Source organism: Arthrobacter sp. Soil764, assembly GCF_001428075.1.
In the GTDB taxonomy this organism is placed as follows: domain Bacteria; phylum Actinomycetota; class Actinomycetes; order Actinomycetales; family Micrococcaceae; genus Arthrobacter.
The window spans coordinates 467,480-488,992 of record NZ_LMSI01000001.1 but is presented as its reverse complement, the minus strand read 5'-3'; the positions used below and the strand labels follow the sequence as shown (position 1 = coordinate 488,992).

22 protein-coding genes and 1 tRNA gene are annotated in these 21,513 nt (G+C 66.0%); 11 read left to right on the top strand and 12 right to left on the bottom strand.

Annotated features, from left to right (window positions below; all coding sequences use genetic code 11):
• Positions 1-16 precede the first annotated feature (16 nt).
• Positions 17-616, top strand: coding sequence for a hypothetical protein (locus ASG86_RS02285; protein WP_056329575.1), 600 nt, complete (start codon positions 17-19; stop codon positions 614-616).
• On the opposite strand, the gene ASG86_RS02280 is transcribed toward ASG86_RS02285, so the two are convergent.
• A complete protein-coding gene (locus ASG86_RS02280; protein ID WP_056329572.1) occupies positions 613-2,289 on the bottom strand; it encodes an AMP-binding protein in 1,677 nt (558 codons plus the stop codon). The two genes, ASG86_RS02285 and ASG86_RS02280, sit on opposite strands and share 4 nt — an antisense overlap.
• Before the next feature lie 103 nt (positions 2,290-2,392).
• On the opposite strand from ASG86_RS02280, the gene ASG86_RS02275 reads away from it, so the two are divergent.
• Positions 2,393-2,671 carry a putative quinol monooxygenase gene (locus ASG86_RS02275; protein ID WP_056329568.1) on the top strand — a complete coding sequence of 93 codons (279 nt, stop codon included), beginning with the start codon at positions 2,393-2,395 and terminating at the stop codon, positions 2,669-2,671.
• A gap of 69 nt (positions 2,672-2,740) precedes the next feature.
• On the opposite strand, the gene ASG86_RS02270 is transcribed toward ASG86_RS02275, so the two are convergent.
• On the bottom strand, positions 2,741-3,175 hold the full coding sequence (locus ASG86_RS02270; protein WP_056329565.1) for a thioredoxin family protein: 435 nt from the start codon (positions 3,173-3,175) through the stop codon (positions 2,741-2,743).
• A 93-nt stretch (positions 3,176-3,268) separates the two neighbouring features.
• The gene (locus ASG86_RS02265) at positions 3,269-3,823 is read right to left on the bottom strand and encodes an acyl-CoA thioesterase (RefSeq protein WP_056329562.1); all 555 of its coding nucleotides are present in this window, start codon (positions 3,821-3,823) and stop codon (positions 3,269-3,271) included.
• 71 nt (positions 3,824-3,894) lie between these two features.
• Between ASG86_RS02265 and ASG86_RS02260 the strand changes: the two genes are divergently transcribed.
• Positions 3,895-4,629: a potassium channel family protein gene (locus ASG86_RS02260; protein ID WP_056329558.1), complete on the top strand. Its 735-nt coding sequence runs from the start codon at positions 3,895-3,897 to the stop codon at positions 4,627-4,629.
• Positions 4,630-4,971: 342 nt separating this feature from the next.
• On the top strand, positions 4,972-5,985 hold the full coding sequence (locus tag ASG86_RS02255; protein WP_056329555.1) for a LysM peptidoglycan-binding domain-containing protein: 1,014 nt from the start codon (positions 4,972-4,974) through the stop codon (positions 5,983-5,985).
• 90 nt (positions 5,986-6,075) lie between these two features.
• Here ASG86_RS02255 and ASG86_RS02250 read toward each other — a convergent pair whose 3' ends face one another.
• The 3 genes from ASG86_RS02250 to ASG86_RS02240 all read right to left on the bottom strand — a co-directional run bounded on the left by ASG86_RS02250 (position 6,076) and on the right by ASG86_RS02240 (position 7,206).
• Positions 6,076-6,501, bottom strand: a complete 426-nt coding sequence (locus ASG86_RS02250; RefSeq protein WP_056329552.1) for a CBS domain-containing protein — start codon at positions 6,499-6,501, stop codon at positions 6,076-6,078.
• 200 nt (positions 6,502-6,701) lie between these two features.
• Positions 6,702-6,783, bottom strand: a tRNA-Tyr gene (locus ASG86_RS02245).
• Between the two features lie 168 nt (positions 6,784-6,951).
• Positions 6,952-7,206: a hypothetical protein gene (locus ASG86_RS02240; RefSeq protein ID WP_056329550.1), complete on the bottom strand. Its 255-nt coding sequence runs from the start codon at positions 7,204-7,206 to the stop codon at positions 6,952-6,954.
• Between the two features lie 185 nt (positions 7,207-7,391).
• Here ASG86_RS02240 and ASG86_RS02235 point away from each other — a divergent pair, with 185 nt between their 5' ends.
• From ASG86_RS02235 to efeB, 4 genes are all read left to right on the top strand, one after another.
• Positions 7,392-7,883, top strand: a complete 492-nt coding sequence (locus ASG86_RS02235) for a YajQ family cyclic di-GMP-binding protein (RefSeq protein WP_056329547.1) — start codon at positions 7,392-7,394, stop codon at positions 7,881-7,883.
• 236 nt (positions 7,884-8,119) lie between these two features.
• Positions 8,120-8,980, top strand: a complete 861-nt coding sequence (efeU, locus tag ASG86_RS02230; RefSeq protein ID WP_056329544.1) for an iron uptake transporter permease EfeU — start codon at positions 8,120-8,122, stop codon at positions 8,978-8,980.
• 37 nt (positions 8,981-9,017) lie between these two features.
• Entirely contained in the window at positions 9,018-10,214 is a 1,197-nt protein-coding gene (gene efeO / locus ASG86_RS02225) for an iron uptake system protein EfeO (protein ID WP_056329541.1), read from the top strand.
• Positions 10,211-11,587, top strand: coding sequence for an iron uptake transporter deferrochelatase/peroxidase subunit (efeB, locus tag ASG86_RS02220; protein ID WP_056329538.1), 1,377 nt, complete (start codon positions 10,211-10,213; stop codon positions 11,585-11,587). Before efeO ends, efeB begins: the two co-directional genes overlap by 4 nt.
• A gap of 18 nt (positions 11,588-11,605) precedes the next feature.
• On the opposite strand, the gene htpX is transcribed toward efeB, so the two are convergent.
• A complete protein-coding gene (gene htpX, locus ASG86_RS02215; RefSeq protein WP_056329536.1) occupies positions 11,606-12,472 on the bottom strand; it encodes a zinc metalloprotease HtpX in 867 nt (288 codons plus the stop codon).
• A 28-nt stretch (positions 12,473-12,500) separates the two neighbouring features.
• Positions 12,501-13,772: an MFS transporter gene (locus tag ASG86_RS02210; protein ID WP_056329533.1), complete on the bottom strand. Its 1,272-nt coding sequence runs from the start codon at positions 13,770-13,772 to the stop codon at positions 12,501-12,503.
• A gap of 80 nt (positions 13,773-13,852) precedes the next feature.
• On the opposite strand from ASG86_RS02210, the gene ASG86_RS02205 reads away from it, so the two are divergent.
• The 3 genes from ASG86_RS02205 (at position 13,853) to ASG86_RS02195 (ending at position 16,627) form a co-directional block, all read left to right on the top strand.
• Positions 13,853-14,338, top strand: a complete 486-nt coding sequence (locus ASG86_RS02205; RefSeq protein WP_056329532.1) for a Fur family transcriptional regulator — start codon at positions 13,853-13,855, stop codon at positions 14,336-14,338.
• 7 nt (positions 14,339-14,345) lie between these two features.
• Positions 14,346-15,842 (top strand): catalase, encoded by a 1,497-nt coding sequence (locus tag ASG86_RS02200; protein WP_056329529.1) that lies wholly within the window; start codon positions 14,346-14,348, stop codon positions 15,840-15,842.
• A 149-nt stretch (positions 15,843-15,991) separates the two neighbouring features.
• Complete coding sequence (locus ASG86_RS02195) at positions 15,992-16,627, top strand: DUF2461 domain-containing protein (RefSeq protein WP_056329527.1); 636 nt, start codon at positions 15,992-15,994, stop codon at positions 16,625-16,627.
• A 135-nt stretch (positions 16,628-16,762) separates the two neighbouring features.
• Here the strand turns inward: ASG86_RS02195 and ASG86_RS02190 are convergent, their stop codons facing one another.
• The 4 genes from ASG86_RS02190 to exaC form a co-directional block, all read right to left on the bottom strand.
• Positions 16,763-18,328 (bottom strand): amino acid permease, encoded by a 1,566-nt coding sequence (locus ASG86_RS02190; RefSeq protein WP_056329524.1) that lies wholly within the window; start codon positions 18,326-18,328, stop codon positions 16,763-16,765.
• 173 nt (positions 18,329-18,501) lie between these two features.
• Complete coding sequence (locus tag ASG86_RS02185) at positions 18,502-18,909, bottom strand: DUF779 domain-containing protein (protein WP_056329522.1); 408 nt, start codon at positions 18,907-18,909, stop codon at positions 18,502-18,504.
• Positions 18,909-19,931 (bottom strand): alcohol dehydrogenase AdhP, encoded by a 1,023-nt coding sequence (adhP, locus tag ASG86_RS02180; protein ID WP_200946094.1) that lies wholly within the window; start codon positions 19,929-19,931, stop codon positions 18,909-18,911. The genes ASG86_RS02185 and adhP overlap by 1 nt, the downstream gene beginning before the upstream one ends.
• A 52-nt stretch (positions 19,932-19,983) precedes the next feature.
• The gene (exaC, locus tag ASG86_RS02175; RefSeq protein WP_056329517.1) at positions 19,984-21,507 is read right to left on the bottom strand and encodes an acetaldehyde dehydrogenase ExaC; all 1,524 of its coding nucleotides are present in this window, start codon (positions 21,505-21,507) and stop codon (positions 19,984-19,986) included.
• Positions 21,508-21,513 lie beyond the last annotated feature (6 nt).

Here is a 21,513-nt window from a genome sequence, read left to right as displayed (position 1 = left end):
GACCGAAAGGATCCCCATGAGCTCCAACCCAGGCACCAGGAACCAGGCCGGCAGGGAGCCGTTGGACGTCGATCCCACCGGAGAGGACCCCAGCGCCAAGGACCCCATGGCGGATGAGAAGGTGCAGCTCCAGCTGGCCATCTTCGAGGTCACCCGGGAGGCCGAGGGCAAGAGCCTGGACGAGATCCGGGAGATGCTGCTTGCCGCCTTTTCCCGCCACGGCGTGGAGCCGCCGCCCGGCACCTGGGTGGAGTCTGTGGCTTCGTCGGCGTATTACGGCGAGCCCTACCTTGTGGATTTGTCCGCAGCGGTGGCAGCGGATGCGGTGGTGCCTGCCCCAAATGATGAAGTCCGGGAGCGGCTCGCCTCCGCGCGGGAACTCCAGCAGGAGCAGCTGCCCGCCGGAATTTTCCCCGCTCCGGACGAATGGAACATTCCCGCCGGTGAAAGTGCCGGCGGCAGCACCCGCACCGCATCGCTGACATCCCTGACCAGGTGGGAAGGTGGCGCGGTCCTGGCCCTGGCGGCGCTGGCTGTAGCCGCCGTCCTGGCCGTCGTCGCCGTCCGCACAGGAGCAGGCCGGGCAGGCACAGGCCGCCGCCGGTTGGACACCTAGAGGCCCAGCCGGGCCACTGCTTCCTCGCGCATCTGGACCTTGCGGATCTTCCCCGAGACCGTCATCGGGAAACTCTCGCGGACCTCCACGTAGCGCGGGATCTTGTAATGGGCCAGCCGCCCCCGGCAATACTCCGCGAGCGTCCCCGCATCCAGCGGCCCGGCACCCGGCTTGAGGATGATGCAGGCCATCAGTTCCTCGCCGTACCTGGCATCCGGGACCCCGATCACCTGCACGTCCTGGATATCGGGGTGCGTGTAGAGGAACTCCTCGATTTCGCGCGGGTAGATGTTCTCGCCGCCGCGGATCACCATGTCCTTGATCCGGCCCTCCACCACCACGTACCCGTCGTCGTCCATCCGGGCGAGGTCGCCGGTATGCATCCACCCGTCGGCGTCGATCGCCTCGGCCGTCTTGTCCGGCTGGTTCCAGTACCCTGCCATCACGGCATAGCCGCGGGTGCAGAGCTCGCCGATCTGCCCGCGCTGCAGTTCCTCCCCTGTGGCAGGGTCCACGATCCGGCTCTCCAGCTGTGGCATGGTCCTGCCCACGGTCTCGGTGCGCTGCTGGAGGGTGTCGCCCTTGCGGGTCATGGTGGAGACGGGCGAGGTCTCGGTCATGCCGTAGCAGATGGCCACATCCACCATGTGCATCTCCGAAATCACCCGGTTCATCACCTCGATGGGGCACAGCGAACCGGCCATCACCCCGGTGCGCAGCGTGGACAGATCATAGGAGCCAAAGTCCGGGAGCGCCAGCTCGGCAATGAACATGGTGGGAACCCCATAGAGGGAGGTCCCGGCGAAGTCCTGCACTGCCTCCAGCGCGGCCGCAGGCGCGAAGCCGCGTCCCGGAATGATGGTGGCCGCTCCGTGGCTGAGGGCATTGAGGTTGCCGATCACCATCCCGAAGCAGTGGTAGAACGGCACGGGGATGACCACCCGGTCCCGCTCGGTGTACCCCAGCAGCTCGCCGATGGCGTAGCCGTTGTTCAGGATGTTGTGGTGCGTAAGCGTGGCACCTTTGGGAAATCCCGTAGTGCCGGACGTGTACTGCAGGTTGATGGGATCATGCGGATGGAGTTCGGCCATGCGGGCCTTCAGGGCAGCATGGCCGACGTCGTCCGCGCGCCTGAGCAGTTCGGCGTACGTGAGTTCGGCGCCGCTTTGGGGGCTTCCGGCCGTCAGCCCGTCCAGCCCGTGGTCCGGGAGGAACACCAGCTCCCGCAGGTCCGGGCACGTCAGCAGGGCCTGGCGTGCCATGGCCACGTAGTCGCTGTTGGCGTCCGTCGGCGCCGTGAACAGCATGCGCATGCCGTTCTGCTTGACCACGAATTCGAGTTCGTGGCTTCGGTAGGCCGGGTTGACGTTGACCAGGATGGCGCCGGCCTTGGCGGTGGCGTACTGCAGCAGCGTCCATTCGGCGCAGTTGGGACTCCAGATGCCCACCCGCTCCCCCTTGCCGATGCCCAAGGCGAGGAGCGCACGCGCCAGCCGGTCGACGTCGTCGTTCATCTTGGTGTAGCTCCAGCGGCGGGCATCGGCGCCCGGCACCGGAGCGGCCTCAATGAGGGCGTCATGGAGGGGGAACTGCGCGGCCACGCGCTCAAAGTTCGCGCCAATGGTTTCCTCCAGGAGCGGGACGTCAGTGTCCCCGGCTGTGTAAGCACGCATGATGGCACGCTACCAACAGGATCCCGGCAGGAGAAGGAGGACAGGCGGGGGAAACGGCCGCAACACAACAGGGCGGCCCCGCAGCCCCGGTATTGTGAAATCCATGAGTGCACCGATTGATCTGATAGCAACGTTCATCCCCAACGACGGCGAGTTCTTTCGCGTCAAGCTGGCCCTGGAAATCGCGATCGATGAGGTGGTGAACGAGCAAGGCTGCATCCGTTACGAGCTGACCGAGGCCACGGAGGAAAAGCTGGTCCTGACCGAGCAGTGGGCGTCCGAGGCAGACCTGGACAAGCACTCCAAGGGCACCGCCGTGCAGGACCTGAACGAGTCGCTGAGCGCGCTGCTGGCCGAACCGGTCAAGGTGGAACGCGTCTGACGCAGCCCTGAACGCAAAGAATGCGGGACCTCCAGAGGGAGGTCCCGCATTCCTGTTTAATACCGGGTCTTAGAAATCGGGGATCTGCGTGCCGTCCTGCGGGCCGCTCTGGCCGGCAGGCTTGCCGGCCGCGGCGGCCGCTTCCTCACGCTGGCGGGCCACATGGGCGTGCACCTCTTCCATGTCCAGTGCCTTCACCGCGTCCACCACCTGTTCCAGCTGCTGGGCGTTCAGCGCGCCGGGCTGCGAGAACACCAGCACCTTTTCGCGGAACGCCATCAGGGTGGGGATGGAGGTGATGCCTGCCTCCGCCGCGAGCTGCTGCTCGGCTTCGGTGTCCACCTTGGTGAAGAGGACGTCGGGGTGCTTCTCGGAAACTGCTGAGTATGTGGGGCCGAACTGCTTGCAGGGGCCGCACCATTCTGCCCAGAAATCGACCAGGACAATATCGTTGCCTTCGATCGTGGATGCGAACTGTTCACCTGTGATGTCGAGGGTAGCCATGTGTCTACGCTACGCGCCACGGCCGCGGCTGTCGCCCGTGTTCGCTCCCCGCGTCATCGGGAATAGAGGGACGTACGACGCCGGCACGCGGGTTCAGCGGCTGGCATTCCACAGGTGCGGGGCCGGGGTGCGGCTGCCGGGGAGGGCGCTGGAGGCGCGCCATTCGTGGATCCATTCGGGGAGCACCAGGTCCGCCGGCGGGGTCCCGAACTCGGCCATGATGTCCTCCTGGCTGACCGGGCCGGCCTTGGTCACCAGGCGGGTGGCGATGTAGGCACGTGCGTAAATCTCGCCGTCGGCCACCATGCGCTGTTCAAAGAAGATCGCCTTGGTGTCCAGCCCGATGATGCGGGTCTCGATGGTGTAGTGCTGCCAGAGCTGCAGCGATTTGCGGAAGGAGATGGTTTCCGCCGACACCACCGGGGTCCAGCCGCGGCGGCGCATCCGCGTCCAGACGCCGCTGCGCACCATGAGGTCGAACCGGCCCAGGTCCATCAGGGACAGGTACATGCCGTTGTTGACGTGCATGGCAATGTCGATGTCCGTGGGCAGGACCCGCAGCGGCAGGGATGACGGGTCCCAGACGGTCAGCGGCGGACGCCGCGCGGAACGGACGAGCATGAGCAGTGTTCTCAGGAGCAGGTGCATGCCCTCATGTTACCCGCCGGTAACATTCTTCTGCATGCTGTGCTGCCGGCTATCCCCGTAGGATTTTCCGCATGACGCAGCAACGCTACCGGGCCCTGGCGGAGTGGCCCCTGATGGCGACGGCACTGGTGTTCCTCGGCGCGTATGCCTGGCAGGTCATCGGCCGGATTGAGGGCAGTGGAGCTGACTGGCTCGAGGCCATCATGTGGGTGACCTGGTGCGTGTTCGTCCTGGACTATGCGGCAAACCTGTGGCTGGCAGCAGACCGAAGGCAGTGGTTCGTCCGGAATTTGCACGAGTTGGTGATCGTGGCCCTGCCCTTCTTCCGGCCGCTGCGCCTGCTGCGCCTGGTGACGTTGTTGTCAGTGCTGCACCGGACCGTTGGCGAAACGCTGCGCGGACGGGTGGTCACGTATGTGGCGGGCTCCGCTGCGCTGCTGGTCTTCGTCGGCGCGCTGGCGGTGCTGGACGTTGAACAGTGGGCGCCGGAGGCCAAAATCACCACTTTCGGCGACGCCCTGTGGTGGGCCACCGCCACCATCACCACAGTTGGCTACGGGGACATGTATCCGGTAACGCCTATTGGCCGGCTGGTGGCGACGGCGCTGATGATGAGCGGCATCGCCGTGCTGGGCGTGGTGACGGCTTCCATTGCCTCCTGGCTGGTCCAGCGCGTTGAGGACACGGCGGAAACTGTGGCAGAGGCCGTGGAGGAGCCCCTGCGGGTTGAAGTGACCGAACTGGTGGCCGAGATTGCCGCATTGCGCCGGGAGATCGCGGAGCTACGGGAGCACCGGACGCTGTAGCAGCAAGTATTGGAGCTCCGGCGGATGAGTAGCTTCGCCGCCACAGACGGGTACCGGCCCCGGAAACTCGGGTAACTCCTACTGATGCCCCGCCCTTGGGGCGGTTCCTAGACTCGGGATTCCTAGGACCAACACGCACTGGCAGGTCCCCCGGGTGGCTTCCGGAAGTTCCTGCCTTCACGCGGAGCTCCGCATGTTCTGGGTATGCGGATGCCTCCAACCTGTGCCGCCTGCGGCTCCGGCAACTGCCGGGGCCGGCGGTGCAATGACTTCTCCATCCGTCCGGCGCACCGGCGTGCAGCAGCACAGCCTGGCTGGACCGAACCCAGATGGGCCAATTCCATGAGCCAGCCTTTCCACCCCTCCCCCGACGGCATCAGCAGGAGCTTCGCCACCGACGAACCCCGGACCGACCTCAACACCGGCCGGCCTCTTATCAGCAACAGGTTATGGGCCGGAATGGCCACGGCGGCCGTTGTGGCCGCAGTGGGCGTGGGCGCACTGGCCGCACCGGCTGCTTTCACAGGAGGCACGACGGCGGCTGCACAGGTGGCAGAAGTCGCCGCACCGGCGTCGCCAAGCGCCGCAGCCGAACCAGCAACAGACCCCGGGGCGTCCGCTGATCCAGGTGCGGTATCGGCGGTGGCAGCACAGGCTGCTGCGCAGGCCGCCGAGGCAGCGCCGGCCCCAGCTGAACCAGCACCGGCACCGGCACCGGCACCGGAACCAGCGCCCATTCCCGAACCCGGCGGTGACCCCAACCTGTACACGGTGGCCCCCGGCGACACGGTGGGGGCGATTGCGGCCAGCCGTGGCGTGGACATGAACGCCATGCTCGCCGCCAATGGGCTCAGCGCCTACAGCACCATCTACCCTGGCCAGACGCTCCTGCTGACCGGCCCGCCCGTAGCAGTGGCCGCACCTGCGCCGGCTCCGGCTCCGGCGCCTGCCCCTGACGCCGCTGCACCCGCTCCGGCTCCCGCTGCAGCACCGGCACCGGCACCGGTTTTCGTGCCCGCAGCACCTGCAGTCCGGACCATTTACGTTGCAGGCTCCGGCGGCCAGTCCATGGTTGACGCGTGCATCGGGCCCATCCACTACACGCCCAACGACGGCTACTCGCTCTTCATCACGGAGCACGATTTCTGCGGCGGGTGGGCCAGGTTCTCCGGAATCGGCGTGGGAGAGACGGTCAGCATCCCGGGCTATGGAACCTTCACGGTGACGGGGCGCGGGACGGTCCCCAATCCCGGAACCACCAACGACGTGATTTCGGTCTTCGGCGGTTTCCCCCGGGCCATCCTGCAGACCTGCATCCCCGGCACAAGCCAGATGCTCCTGATCGCACTGAACTGAACGCAGTGAGCTGATGTTTACAAAGCTTGTCCGCGGGTCCGGACCCTGAAGGGGTGGACCTGCGGACAAGGCCATGCTGCGCTGCGGGGGCTACACCCCGTGGCGCTCCGAGATGTGTTCCACCAGTTCGCCAACGCGCTGTTCGGAGTAGTTGCGTGCGATGTCGCCCTGGCTGATGATGCCAACGAGCTTGTGGTCGGAGATCACCGGGAGCCGGCGGATCTGGTGCTTTTCCATCATGTCGATGGCTGCATCCACATTGGCGTCGGCGTCGACGCAGTACGGCTTGCCGGTGGCGAGGTCGCGGGCCATCATCTGGCCCGGGTCACGGCCGGCAGCGACGCACTTGAGCACAATGTCGCGGTCGGTGATCATGCCCTTCAACTTGCCGTCATCCCCGCAGATGGGAAGGGCGCCGCAGTCGAGGTCCATCATCATCCGGGCGGCGTCCACAAGGGACTCGCTTTCACGGATACATCGCGCATCCGTGGTCATGAATTCGCGTACAGCACTCATTGAATCCTCCTTCATCGATGGAATTATCGACGCAGGGCATCGAGGCAGGTGCGCCGATTCTGCCAGACTACGCCCGCACCAACACGGTGTCGACGGCGGTTTGGCACCGTTTGCAGGCGGCCTCCGCAGCCGGCGCGGAGACAGTGGAAAGGGCACGAAAAAGCCTCCGGAACCTGGTGGTTCCGGAGGCTTTCCTTGGGTGGCAGATGAGGGATTCGAACCCCCGTAGGCGTTGCCAGCTGATTTACAGTCAGCCCCCTTTGGCCGCTCGGGTAATCTGCCGAACTTCAAAAGAAGTACCCGCCGATGCAGTGTTCGAAAGGGTCCGTTTCCGGTCCGTTCCGCTTCAGTAACCGCGGGCAAGACAACTTTACAGAACTTCCGCCGAAGAATCGAATCGGGCCCTGGGCTGCCGCAAAAGCCGTGGAACGGCACGGAAAAACGGCGGGTTTACGCCTCGCCCAGGATGCGTCCAGCGAGCTTGGCCTCGAAGCTCAGCGCCTGCTCCTCGGTGATCTGATTAAGTTGCACCGCCCGCTGCAGGTCCGCCCGCACCCCGTCCATGCGGGAGGACGCATCCGCCGCGGGGCTGAAGATGATGGAGGCGGCCACTGCTGCCGCCGCCACCGAGGTTGCCGCGGTGGCCACCGCCCCGGCTGCTGCCGTGGTGGTCCGGGTGACGTAGCGGGCGGCTTTGCGGTGCATGGTGTTCCCTTCAGGCTGCGGTACATCTACTCCAACTCTCGCCGGCGCTCCTTCATTCCGCCGATGCGTCCGCTGAGAGGGAACTGTGAATGCGCGGCCCCATCCCCCGGGGCATCCGTACTAGGCTGGATGGCAGTGATCCAGGCCCTGTCCCCGCACAGGGCTCCCATCAACAAAGGAGAGTCATGGCAGGCGAGTCAACGTTCGACGTCGTAAGCAAAGTGGACAAGCAGGAAGTGGCCAACGCCCTCAACCAGGCCCAGAAGGAACTCGCCCAGCGCTACGACTTCAAGGGCGTCGGCGCCGAGGTGGACTTCAGCGGCGAGAAGATCCTCATGAAGGCCAACTCCGAGGAGCGCGTCCTGGCGGTCCTGGACGTGCTGCAGTCCAAACTGATCCGCCGCGGAATTTCGCTGAAGTCCCTGGACGCCGGCGAGCCGTACGCTTCGGGCAAGGAGTTCCGCCTGGAGGCATCCATTAAGGAAGGCATCGCCCAGGACCTGGCAAAGAAGATCAACAAGCTCATCCGCGACGAGGGCCCCAAGTCCGTGAAGTCCCAAATCCAGGGTGATGAACTGCGGGTTTCCTCCAAGTCCCGTGATGACCTGCAGGCTGTGATGGCGCTGCTGAAGGACTTCGAGGAAGCCGATCTGCAGTTTGTGAACTTCCGCAGTTAGCCTTCCACCGCCGCCATCTTCGGCACCCAAAGTGCTTTTCGCTGCAGTTACAGGCTGGCGCGCCCCACACATGGGGTGCGCCAGCCTTTTGCGTATCGCGGCCAATCATGGACGCGCAAAGGCGGCCCTGTAACCTGCACGCAATTACCGCACGTTTAGTTTGCGTAATAGCGCGCGGCGGGTAACCTCTTCCTTAGGCCTGCCTAAGTAAGGCTTACCTGAGCGAAAGAACATCCATGACTGCCAACTTCCTCATCGGCCTGCGCGAAGGACTCGAAGCCACCCTGGTGGTAGTCCTTCTCATGGCCTACCTGGCCAAGACGGACCGCCACCACCTCCTCCCCCGGCTGTGGGCGGGCGTTGCGGCGGCAGTGGTGGTCTCCGTTGGTTTTGGTGCCCTCCTGACCTTCGGCCCCAAGGGGCTGACCTTTGAGGCGCAGGAGGCGATTGGCGGAGGCCTGTCCATCGTCGCCGTCGGCCTGGTGACCTGGATGGTCTTCTGGATGGCACGCACCGCCCGGACCCTGGGAAGCGACCTAAAATCACGCGTTGACAGGTCCGTGGGCGGAGCGGGCTGGGGCCTGGCCGTGGTGGCCGCCATTGCCGTGGGACGTGAAGGACTGGAAACAGCGCTCTTCCTCTGGGCTGCGGCCAAGGCCACCGGCGAATCCACCCAGCCGCTGGTCGGCGCCCTGCTGGGCCTGGCAGTTGCCGCCGGCCTGGGCTACCTGCTGCACCGGGGCGTCCTCAAGGTCAACCTCTCCCGCTTCTTTACCTGGACGGGCGCGGCCCTGATCGTCATCGCCGGCGGCGTCCTGTCCTACGGCATCCACGATCTCCAGGAGGCCCGTCTCCTTCCGGGGCTGCACTCCCTGGCGTTCGATATCAGCGGCGCGGTCCCGCCGTCGTCCTGGTACGGCACCCTGCTCAAGGGCACCCTGAATTTCTCCCCTGCCACCACCTGGCTGGAAGCTGCCGCGTGGCTCCTCTACGTGGCGCCCGTGCTGTTCCTCTACCTGCGCATCAACCGCAAAGCCCCAGCCGGCCCCGCCGCTTCCGGCACCAAAGCTGCCGTCAAGGCCGCAGCGGCCGTCTGACCCCCTCATCCCCGCCCCGCACTCAAAGGACTTCCCCATGCCCGGCTTTTCCCTGCCCCAAAAACCCCGCCACGCTTTCCGAAACAGGCCCGCCGGCCTCGCTGCCGCCGTCGTGGCCGTCCCGCTGCTCCTTGCCGGCTGCACGGACAACACCAAGGCGGCAGATACCTCGGGAGGAGCCATCGAGGTTGTCAGCTCCAACACTGCGTGCAAGGTGTCCACCGGCCGCGTGCCCAGCGGCAACCTCAACTTCTCGGTAAAGAATGAGGGCACGGAAGTCACGGAGTTCTACCTCCTGGCGTCGGACGGCCTGCGCATCCTGGGCGAGGTGGAGAACATCGGCCCGGGCCTGACCCGCAATTTGGTGGTCACCGCCCCGGCCGGCACCTACACCACGGCGTGCAAGCCCGGCATGGAGGGCGACGGCATCAGGGGCGCCCTGGAGGTCACCCAGTCCGGAAACCAGCCCACGGCAGACGCGGACTTCCAGCATCTCCTGGACACTGCCACCGCCCAGTACGCGTCCTATGTGAAGGACCAAAGCGAGCAGCTGCTCAGCGGCACGGAGAAGTTTGCCGCGGCTTTCGCGGCAGGCGACACCGCGCAGGCCCGTGACCTGTACGCCGCAACGCGCCAGCACTGGGAACGGATTGAGCCCGTGGCAGAGTCCTTCGGGGACCTGGACCCGCAGCTCGACGCCCGCGAGGCAGACCTTGAACCGGGCCAGAAATGGACCGGCTGGCACCGCGCCGAAAAGGACCTCTTCCCGCCGGCGGAGTACACCGCCATGACTGCGGCCGAACGGTCCGGCATCGCCGACCGCATGGTGGCCGACACCAAGGACCTGGTGGAGCGCACCAAGACCCTGGAGTTCACCGCGGACGCGCTGGGCAACGGCGCAAAGGAACTGCTGGACGAGGTGGCCACGGGAAAGGTGACCGGGGAAGAGGAAATCTGGTCCCACACCGACCTCTGGGACTTCCAGGCGAACGTGGACGGCGCCCGCATCGCCTTTGAGAACCTCAAGCCCGCCCTCCAGCAGAAGGACGCTGCCTTGGCCGCCTCCCTGGAGGAGAAGTTCGCCGCCCTGCAGGACGAGCTTGCCACCCATGCCCAGGGCTCCGGTTTCACCTCCTACGACAAGCTGGCCACCGAACAGGTCCAGCGGCTCGCGTCACTGGTGGACGCGCTCGGGGAACCGCTGTCCCGGCTGACGGCGGCCGTGGTCCTGTGACCGGGTGCCCGTTTGGTGGCCGGCCGCCCGAAGCCTCCCGGGCGGCCGGATCCGCCGTTTCCACTGACCCGCCGCTTGATGGCAGGGACAGGGAACAGCCGACGGCGGGAGCGCGCCTGAGCAGGCGCGGCCTGTTTGGCATCGCCGGATTGGGCGGCGCCGCCGCCGGCCTGGCTGCCGGCTTCCTGGGCCACGACGCCGTGGCCGCCTCCGCCGCGCCCGCGGCTGCAGACACCCTGGTGGTCCCCTTCCACGGCGACCACCAGGCAGGCATCACCACGGCTGCCCAGGACCGCCTGCACATGGCAGCGTTCGACGTCACCACCACCAAGCGGGACGAACTGATCCAGCTGCTCAAGGACTGGACCGAGGCTGCGGAAGCCCTGACGCAGGGCCGTCCGGCCGGGGCAACGGGTGCCTTGGACGGGCCGTACGGCGCGCCGCCGGAAGACACCGGGGAGGCGCTGGACCTGGATGCCGGAAAGCTGACCCTGACCTTCGGTTTCGGGGCGGCCCTCTTCGAAAAGGACGGTGCGGCCCGTTTCGGCCTGGCCGGCCGCCGGCCCGAGGCGCTGATCGACCTGCCGCATTTTCCCGGCGATGACCTGGACCCCGGGCGCAGCGGCGGTGACCTTGTGGTCCAGGCCTGCGCGGATGACCCGCAGGTGGCGGTGCACGCCATCCGGAACCTGGCCAGGATCGGGTTCGGGAAGGTGCGGGTCCGCTGGTCACAGCTGGGCTTCGGCCGGACATCATCCACCTCCCGAGCGCAGCAGACCCCGCGGAACCTGTTCGGCTTCAAGGACGGCACCAACAACCTCAAGGTCGAGGATGAGCAACTGCTGGACCAGCACGTGTGGGCCCAGGCCGCGCGGCCCCAGGACGCCTGGATGGCCGGCGGCAGCTACCTGGTGGCCCGCCGGATCCGGATGCACATCGAAATCTGGGACCGCACCTCACTGGGCGAGCAGGAGGCACTGGTGGGCCGGACCAAGGGCACGGGAGCCCCGCTGTCCGGCGGCGAGGAGTTCACAAGCCCCGACTTTAACCGGCAGGGCAGGGGCGGCAAACCCCTCATTCCGCTGGACTCGCATGTCCGGATGGCCCMCCCCAGCCACAACAACGGCGTGCAGATGCTGCGCCGGGGCTACAACTACACGGATGGTTCGGACGGCGTTGGCCATCTCGACGCCGGGCTGTTCTTCATCGCTTTCGTCACCGATCCTCGGACGCATTACGTCCCCATGCAGCTGGCCATGGCGAAAGGCGACACGCTGGCCGTCGAGTACCTGAAGCACACCGGCTCGGGTCTCTTCGCCGTCCCCGGCGGGGTGAAGCCGGGCGGCTACATCGGCGAAGGCCTCTTCACCTAGGGCGTGCGCCCTGGATTGCTACGGCTGCCGGCCGGCCAGCCGTTCCAGCCGGGCGATCCGGTCCCGCATGGGCGGGTGGGTGGCGAACAGCTTGTTCATGGCACCGCCGCGGAACGGGTTGGCGATCATTAGGTGCGAGGCGTTGACCAGCCGCTGGTCATGCGGCAGCGGCGCAATGCTGACGCCGCGCTCAATCTTGGCCAGGGCTGAGGCGAGCGCCAGCGGATCGCCGGTGAGCTGCGAACCGTCCTCGTCGGCGTCGTACTCCCTGGTGCGGGAGATGGCCATCTGGATCAGCGACGCCGCGAACGGGGCCAGCAGGGCCATGGCGATCATGGCCAGGGGGTTGGCGTTGCGCCGGTCACCGCCGCCGAAGAACAGCAGCATCTGCCCCACCGAGGTGATCACGCCGGCGACGGCGGCAGCCACGGACGAGGTGAGGATGTCCCTGTTATAGACGTGCATGAGTTCGTGCCCCAGGACGCCGCGGAGCTCGCGGGTGTCCAGGAGCTGCAGGATGCCCTCGGTGCAGCAAACGGCTGCGTTTTGCGGGTTGCGGCCGGTGGCGAACGCGTTGGGGTTCATGGTGGGCGACACATAGATGCGCGGCATGGGCTGGTTGGCGCGCATCGAAAGCTCGCGGACAATCTGGTAGAGCTGTGGCGCCTGGGCTTCGGACACCGGGAAGGCCTGCATGGACCTGATGGCAATCTTGTCGCTGTTCCAGTAGCCGTAGAAGGTGGTGCCGACGCCGATCAGGGCCATGATCCAGATGGGTGCGGAACTGCGGGTGCCCACCCCGATGAGCCCGCCGAGGCCCAGCAGCACCGCCCACAGCACCCCGAACAGTGCTGCGGTCTTCAGTCCGTTGTGGTGTTTGTGCACGTTTCCTCCTCAATAAGGGAACGGCCCGCTAAGGTACCGGGTTCCTCGCATCGTACGCCCGGAATCCCGGCTGCAGTTTCGCCGCCAGCCACGCCCCTGCGATGCACAGTACTCCACCCATCAGCAGGACCCAGCCCTCATTTAGAATCCTGGTGGCGCCGCCGGCCAGCAGGTCCCCGATCCGGGGGCCGCCGGCCACCACCACGATGAACACGCCCTGCAGCCGTCCGCGGAGGTGGTCCGGGGCTGCGGCCTGCAGGATGGTGTTGCGGAAGACGCTGCTGATGGAGTCGGCGATGCCGGCCAGGGCGCAGCAGATGGCCGCGGGCAGGAGCCACAGCGTCACCGCTCCTCCCGGCGCGGGGCCGGCCAGCAGCACCACCAGGCCGAAGGCCCCGATGGAGGCGCCCCAGCCCATCACGGAAACCACGACGGCGGTCCCTTGGCGGCGCACGCTGCCCAGCGGCCCGGAGAACAGGCCGGCCAGGAACGCGCCGACGGCGGTGCAGGCCAGCAGGATGCCCACAGTTGCCTCGCCGCCGCCGATCATGAGGGCCGCGACGGCGGGCAGCAGCGCCCGAGGCTGGGCAAGGATCATGGCCACGAGGTCGATGATGAAGGTCATGCGCAGGTTGGGGCGGGTGCCGAGGAACCGGAAACCCTCTATGACGGAGCGGATCCCCGCCTTCCTGTGGCCCCCGGTGGGAGCCATGGGCGGCAGCCGGTAGACCGCCCACAGGACGAAGGCGAAGCTTACGAAGTCGATGGTGTAGGTCCAGCCGAATCCGAGCCACGCCACCAGCAGGCCTGCCAGCAGCGGCCCTGCCGTCATGGCAAGGCCCAGGGACAGCATGCTCAGCGCGTTGGCGGCCGGCAGGAGTTCCTTGCGGATGAGCATGGGGATGATGGCGCTGCGGGCCGGCTGGTTGATGGCCTGGGCCCCGCTTTGCAGCGCCACCAGCAGGTACAGCAGCCACACGTTGCCCAGCTGCGCCCAGGCCTGCAGGGCGATCAGGCCGGTGGTCAGCCACAGCACGGTGGTGGCCAGCAGGGCAATGCGCCTGCGGTCGTGGGCGTCGGCGATGGAGCCGCCCATCAATCCCCCGATGACCAGGGGAACCAGTGCGAAGATGCCGAGCAGGCCCACATAGAAGCTGTCCTGCGTCAGCCGGTAGACCTCGAGGCTTACGGCCACCAGGGTGAGTTGGCTGCCGACGGCGGACACTGCCGATCCGAGCCACAGCCGGCGGAATGCGGGGCTTTCCCTGAGCGGTGTGACATCGGCAAGTAATTTCCCCACTCCGTAACAGTAATGGCCGACACGATGAGGTAAGCCGCGCCTTATTGTGAGTTGCTAAAAATAAGTGTTTCAATGGAGCCATGACGGAGCACTTTGACGGCCAGGAAGCGTGGGCTGCAGCCCTGCGCGCCCACGGCCGCAGGGTGACCAAGCAGCGGCTGGCTGTGCTGGCCGCCGTCGAACGCCACCCGCACTCCCCTGCCGAAAGCATCCTTGCCGCCGCCCGGGCCGAACTGCCGGAACTGACGGCCCAGTCCGTCTACGTTGTCCTCGGCGACCTGACGGACCTGCACATGCTGCGCCGCTTCGAACCGCCGCACTCCCCCGCCCTGTATGAAACGCGCGTGGGCGACAACCACCACCACGCCATCTGCATCAGCTGCGGACGCGTGGAGGACGTGGACTGCGCCGTCGGACACGCCCCCTGCCTCACGCCCCACTGGAACCCGGACGCCAAGCCCATGACCATCCAGATCGCGGATGTCATGTACCAGGGCATCTGCCAGGACTGCCAGCAGGCCCAGAAACTTCCTTCCCACAGTCCCTCGCAAGAAAAAGAGAAATAGGAGAACAATGACTGCCGTTTCCACAACCCAGTCAGGTGCGCCGGTTACATCCGACGCTCACTCGAAGTCAGTTGGTGCCGATGGTGCCATCATCCTGACCGACCACTACCTCGTTGAGAAGCTCGCCCAGTTCAACCGCGAGCGGGTTCCGGAGCGCGTAGTGCACGCCAAGGGCGGCGGTGCATTCGGCACGTTCAAGACCACCGAGGACATCTCCAAGTACACCAAGGCCGCGTTCCTGCAGCCTGGCGTCGAGACCGACATGCTGATCCGCTTCTCCTCCGTGGCCGGCGAGAACGGCTCCCCGGACACCTGGCGTGATCCCCGCGGGTTCGCCGTGAAGTTCTACACCTCCGAGGGCAACTACGACCTCGTGGGCAACAACACCCCCGTCTTCTTCATCCGCGACGGCATCAAGTTCCCGGACTTCATCCACTCCCAGAAGCGCCTGCCGGGCACGCACCTGCGCGACGCGGACATGCAGTGGGACTTCTGGACCCTGTCCCCCGAGTCCGCCCACCAGGTCACCTGGCTGATGGGTGACCGCGGCCTGCCCGCCTCCTGGCGTGAAATGCAGGGCTACGGCTCGCACACCTACCAGTGGATCAACGCCGAGGGCGAGCGCTTCTGGGTCAAGTACCACTTCAAGTCCAATCAGGGCGTGAACTCCATGAGCTCCGAACAGGCCGAACAGCTTGCCGGATCCGACGCGGACTTCTATATCCGCGACCTGTCCGAGAACATCGAAGCCGGCAACTTCCCGTCGTGGGACCTGCATGTCCAGGTCATGCCGTACGAGGACGCCAAGACCTACCGCTTCAACCCGTTCGACCTGACCAAGGTGTGGCCGCACGCGGACTACCCCCTGATCAACGTGGGCACCATGGAGCTGAACAAGAACCCGGAGAACTACTTCGCGCAGATCGAACAGGCCACGTTCGCGCCGTCGAATTTCGTGCCCGGCATCGCAGCCTCGCCGGACAAGATGCTGCAGGCCCGCATCTTCTCCTACGCGGACGCACACCGCTACCGCGTGGGGACCAACCACGCGCAGATCCCGGTGAACCAGCCCAGGAACCAGGTCAACAACTACAGCCAGGACGGCCAGGGACGCTTCCTGTTCAATGCCCCCTCCGTTCCGGTCTACGCCCCCAACACCTTCGGCGGCCCGGCCGCAGTCGAGCCGCAGAACACCGCCGGCGGCTGGGAGAACGACGGCGAGCTGACCCTTGCCGCGCACTCCCTCCACGCCGAGGACGGCGACTTCGTCCAGGCCGGCGCGCTGTACCGCGAGGTCTACAACGAGGGTGAAAAGGCCCGCTTCCTGGAGACCATCACCGGCGCCGTGGGCGGCGTGAAGCGCTCCGACATCAAGGAACGCGCCATCCAGTACTGGACCAACGTCGACGCCGAACTGGGCGCCAAGCTGCGCGCCAACCTTGGTGCGGTCGCTGCTCCGTCCGCACCGACCTCCGACGCAGAGGCCGCCAACAAGATCGGCTGACCCTGCCGCTTGAACTGAAAGACCACCCCGCCACGGTTTCCGTAGCGGGGTGGTTTTTTCGGTCCCGGCACTTTTTGCACACACTGTCTTTTTGCACATACGGCCCTGGGCCCCTGTCCCGCTCTCCGCGCCCGTCCTAGGCTCCGTTCATGGACACTTTTTCAGGCATTCCCCCGGAAGCCTTCCGGTTCTATGAGGAACTGGAGGACAACAACAACCGCGAGTGGTGGCTTGCGCACAAGGACACCTATGACAGGGCAGTCAGGGAACCCCTGGCCCTGCTCCTCGCGCAGCTTGAGCCCGAGTTTGGCCCTGCCAGGCTGTTCCGCCCCTACCGTGACGTCCGCTTCTCGCAGGACAAGTCACCCTACAAAACGGCACAGGGCGCCTTCGCCACCCGGCAGGAAGGCGTGGGCTACTACCTGCAGGTCAGTGCGGACGGGCTGCTGGTGGGAGGCGGCTACCGCTCCCATACGCCGGCGCAACTGGCCAGGTTCCGGGCTGCGGCCGATGCCTCGGGAAGCGGCGCCGCGCTGCAGGAGATTGTGGACGCCATTGCTGCGGCCGGCTTCAGTATTGACGGGGAGAAACTCAAGACCGTTCCCCGCGGCTTCGACAGGGAGCATCCACGGGCAGAACTCCTCAAGTACAAGACCCTGTACAGCGGGTCCCACCTGGGCCGGGCGGAGTGGATTTGCACGGAAGCAGCCGCGGAGGAAATCGCAGGCAGGTGGCGGCAGCTCCGTCCGCTCATTGAATGGGTGGGCCGGCATGCGGCGCCCTGAATCACCGGAACCAAGACCCGCGGGCAAAAGAGCCGCTGAAAACAGGAACCGCACGAAACACAGGTTGCGCTTAAACGCGGCTGCCCGCCCGGCAGAAGCCGGGCGGGCAGCTCAACAGCGTAGAGCGGCGGGCCGTCAGGTGCGGCTCAGCTCGTCCTCGTCGTCACGCTCGGCGGCTGCTTCGGTCCTGGCTGCAGCGGGTGCGCCGTTGACGGACACGCTGGCTTCGGCGAAGCGCTCGTTGAGCCGGGAGTGCCGCTGTCCGTAGGCGAAGTAGATCACCAGGCCGATGACCAGCCAGATGGCGAAGAAGATCCAGGTCTCCACAGCCAGGTTGGTCATGAGGTACAGGCAGAGCACTGCGGAAACGATGGGCAGCACCTTGCCGAACGGGACGCGGAAAGCGGGCTTCAGGTCCGGGCGCTTCCTGCGGAGCACCAGGATGCCCAGGCTGACCACCACGAACGCGGACAGCGTACCGATGTTGATCATTTCCTCGAGCAGGTCCACATTGGTGAGGCCTGCCACCAGGGCAACTGCGGCGCCGCAGATGATCTGGAGGCGCGCCGGCGTGGAGCGCTTGTCGCTGGTCTTGGACAGCGACCGGGGCAGCAGGCCGTCGCGGCTCATGGCCAGCACCACGCGGGACAGGCCCATGAGGAGCACCATGATGACGGTGGTCAGGCCCACCAGGGAACCGAAGGCGATGACCTTGGCGGCTGAGGTGTCACCCACGGCCTCGAAGGCAGTGGTGAGGGTGGGGCTCTTGGCTTCGGCAAGCTGGGTGTAGGACACCATGCCGGTCAGGGCCAGCGAAACCAGGATGTAGAGCAGCGTGACCAGGGCCAGGCCGCCAAAGATGCCGCGGGGCAGGGTCTTCTGCGGGTTCTTGACTTCCTCAGCGGAGGTGGCCACCACGTCGAAGCCGATGAAGGCGAAGAACACCAGTGCGGCGCCGGCGAAGATACCCATGGTGCCGTACTGGGCGGGGGCAGCACCGGTCAGGAAGCCGAAGAAGGACTGCTTCAGGACGTCCGCGGCGCCGGTCCCTGCCGTGGGTTCGGCGGCGGGAACGAACGGGCTGTAGTTCTCCACCTTCACGTAGGTGAAGCCCACCACGATCACGAACAGCACCACGCCGATCTTGATCAGGGTGAAGATGTTGCCCACACGGGCGGACAGCTTGGTGCCCAGGACCAACAGCACGGTGAAGATGGCCACGATCAGGAAGGCGCCCCAGTAGAGGTCCACGCCGCCCAGCGAGATGGCCGGCGGGACGTCCAGGCCCGTGAGGGCAAACACCTTGCTGAGGTAGATGCCCCAGTACTTGGCAATGACGGCGGCAGCGGTGAACAGCTCCAGGATCAGGTTCCAGCCGATGATCCAGGCAAGGAGTTCACCCATGGTGGCGTAGGTGAAGACATAGGCGGAGCCGGCCACGGGGATGGCAGTGGCGAACTCGGCGTAGCACATGATGGCCAGCGCGCAGGTGACGGCGGCGATGGCGAAGGAGACGGTAACGGCGGGGCCCGCGAAGTTGGCAGCGGCCTTGGCGCCCACCGAGAAGATCCCGGCGCCGACAGCAACGGCGACGCCCATGATCATGAGGTCCCAGGTGCTGAGGGAACGCTTGAGCTTGCGTCCGGGCTCATCGGCGTCGGCAATCGACTGCTCGATGGATTTTGTCCGCAGAAGATTCATAAGGGTCACAATCCTGGTTTGTGAGGGAAACAGACCTATCAACGATAGTGTCCATCCACTGGACGGCCCCAATCGTCCCGAATAGTGAGACGGTCAAAGCACCGAATATTCTTCTGCCAACGCACTCGGGGCCCTCCGATTGGAGAGCCCCGAGCGGGTTTAAGTCGAACTTGCTAGGCGGGCCAGTCCATCAGCGTGGACCGGATCAGGAAGCGTCTGCCCTCCGGCGCTTCCACAGAAAAGCCGCTCCCCCGGCCCGGTACAACATCGATAGTCAGGTGGGTGTGGCTCCAGTAATTGAACTGCTCCCGGGACATCCAGAACTCCAGCGGCAGGGGCTGCAGCCCGTCGGACAGGTCGAACAGCCCCAGCAGGACGTCCGAATCCCCGGTGATGAAGTCCCCGGCCGGGTAACACATGGGCGAGGACCCGTCGCAGCAGCCGCCGGACTGGTGGAACATGAGCGGGCCGTGCCGGTCCCAGAGCATCCGCAGCAGGTCCACGGCTGCCGGCGTGAGCGCCACCCGGGAAAAGTCTTCCCCGGGCAGCGTCACGGCGGCATCGATCCCATGGGCGGGCATCAGAACCTCAGCACCACACGGCCATCGATCTTGGCGTGCTTCATTTCATCGAAGACGGCGTTGACCTCGGAGAGCTCCCGGACGGATACGGTGGGGTGGATCTTGCCCTGCGCGTAGAAGTCCAGGGCTTCCTCCATATCCTGCCGGGTGCCCACGATGGAGCCGCGGACGGTCAGTCCCTTGAGCACAATCTCGAAGATCGGTGCCGGAAAGTCCCCCGGCGGCAGGCCGTTGAAAACGATGGTGCCGCCGCGGCGGGCCATGCCGATGGCCTGCCCGAACGCTGACGGATGCACCGCGGTAACCAGCACTCCATGGCACCCTCCCGTTTCACGCTGGATGACCTCCACCGGGTCTTCGTGCAGCGCGTTGACTGTCACTTCGGCTCCATGGGCCCTGGCCAGGGCCAACTTGTCGTCTGCGACGTCAACGGCGGCAACGCGCAGGCCCATCGCGACGGCGTACTGGACGGCGATGTGCCCCAGCCCGCCGATGCCGGAGATGGTGACCCACTGGCCCGGCCGGGTCTCGGTCATTTTCAGGCCCTTGTAGACGGTGACGCCGGCACAGAGTACCGGCGCCACCTCGACGGGGTCGGATCCCGCCGGTATGCGGGCCGCGAAGCGGGAATCCACCAGCATGTACTCCCCGAAGGAGCCGTCCACGCTGTAGCCGCCGTTCTGCTGCGCTTCGCAGAGGGTCTCCCAGCCGGTGCGGCAGTACTGGCAGTCACCACAGGCGGACCAGAGCCAGGCGTTGCCCACCAGGTCTCCAATCTCGAGGTCGGCGACGCCCTCGCCCAGTGCCACAACTTCCCCCACGCCCTCGTGGCCGGGAACGAACGGCGGGGTGGGCTTGACCGGCCAGTCCCCCTCGGCTGCGTGGAGGTCGGTGTGGCAAACGCCGGTGGTCAGCACCTTGACCAGCGCCTGTCCGGGTCCGGGTGTTGGGACGTTGAGGGTCTGGACCTGCAGGTCCTTGCCGAATTCGGTTACTACGGCTGCTTGCATTGTCGTCGTCATTGGCGATCCTTGCGTCGTTGTAGCTGGGTTGGGATAGGTTTTGCCGCGGGGCTTAGAAGAAGCCCAGCTTGTTTTCGTCGTAGCTGACCAGCAGGTTCTTGGTCTGCTGGTAGTGGTCCAGCATCATGGCGTGGTTCTCACGGCCAATGCCGGATGACTTGTAGCCGCCGAAGGCAGCTCCGGCCGGGTAGGCGTGGTAGTTGTTGACCCAGACACGGCCGGCCTGGATTTCCCTGCCGGCCCGGTAGGCCACGTTGCCGTTTCGGGACCAGACACCGGCGCCCAGGCCGTAGAGCGTGTCGTTGGCGATGCCCATGGCGTCGTTGTAGTCGCTGAACTTCGTCACCGCCACCACGGGCCCGAAGATCTCCTCCTGGAAAATCCGCATCCTGTTGTGGCCCTCGAACACGGTGGGCTGGACGTAGAAGCCGCCCGCCAAGTCGCCCGGGAGTTCTGCACGCGCACCGCCGGTGAGGACCTTGGCGCCTTCCTGCTTTCCGATGTCGATGTAGGACAGGATCTTCTCCAGCTGGTCGTTGGAGGCCTGCGCACCCACCTGGGTATCGGTGTCCAGCGGGTTGCCCTGGACCATCTTCTCCACCCGGGCCACCGCGTCCGCCATGAAGGAGTCGTAAATGTCCTCCTGGATCAGGGCACGGGACGGGCAGGTGCAGACTTCGCCCTGGTTGAAGGCGAACAGGGCGAAACCTTCCTGGGCCTTGTCGTAGAACGCGTCGTTGTCCTGGGCCACGTCGTTGAAGAAAATGTTGGGGCTCTTGCCGCCCAGTTCCAGGGTGACGGGGATGAGGTTCTGGCTGGCGTACTGGCTGATGAGCCGGCCGGTGGTGGTTTCACCGGTGAAAGCGATCTTCCGGATCCGGGAGCTGGACGCCAGCGGCTTGCCGGCCTCCACGCCGAAGCCGTTGACCACGTTCAGCACGCCGGCGGGCAGCAGATCCCCGATGAGTTCCACCAGCACCAGGATGGAGCTTGGGGTCTGCTCGGCGGGCTTGAGCACCACCGTGTTTCCGGCCGCCAGCGCGGGCGCAAGCTTCCAGACGGCCATGAGGATGGGGAAGTTCCAGGGGATGATCTGGCCCACCACGCCCAGGGGTTCGTGGAAGTGGTAGGCAGTGGTGTTCTCGTCCAGCTGGGACAGGCTGCCTTCCTGGGCGCGGACTGCCGAGGCGAAGTAGCGGAAGTGGTCCGCGGCCAGCGGCAGGTCCGCGTTGAGGGTTTCCCGGACCGGCTTGCCGTTGTCCCAGGTTTCGGCGACGGCGAGCATTTCCAGGTTCTCGTCAATGCGGTCGGCGATCTTGTTCAGGATGGCCGCGCGTTCCGTCGCGGAGGTCTTGCCCCAGGACGGCGCCGCCTTGTGCGCCGCATCCAGGGCCAATTCGATGTCCTCCGCCGTGCCGCGGGCCACCTGGCAGAACGCCTTGCCGGTCACCGGGGTGATGTTCTCGAAATACTGCCCCTTCACGGGGGCAACCCATTCGCCGCCGATCCAGTTTTCGTACCGGTCCTTGAAGGTGACCTTCGAACCGTCGGTTCCCGGCTGTGCGTAAACGGTCATGTGCTT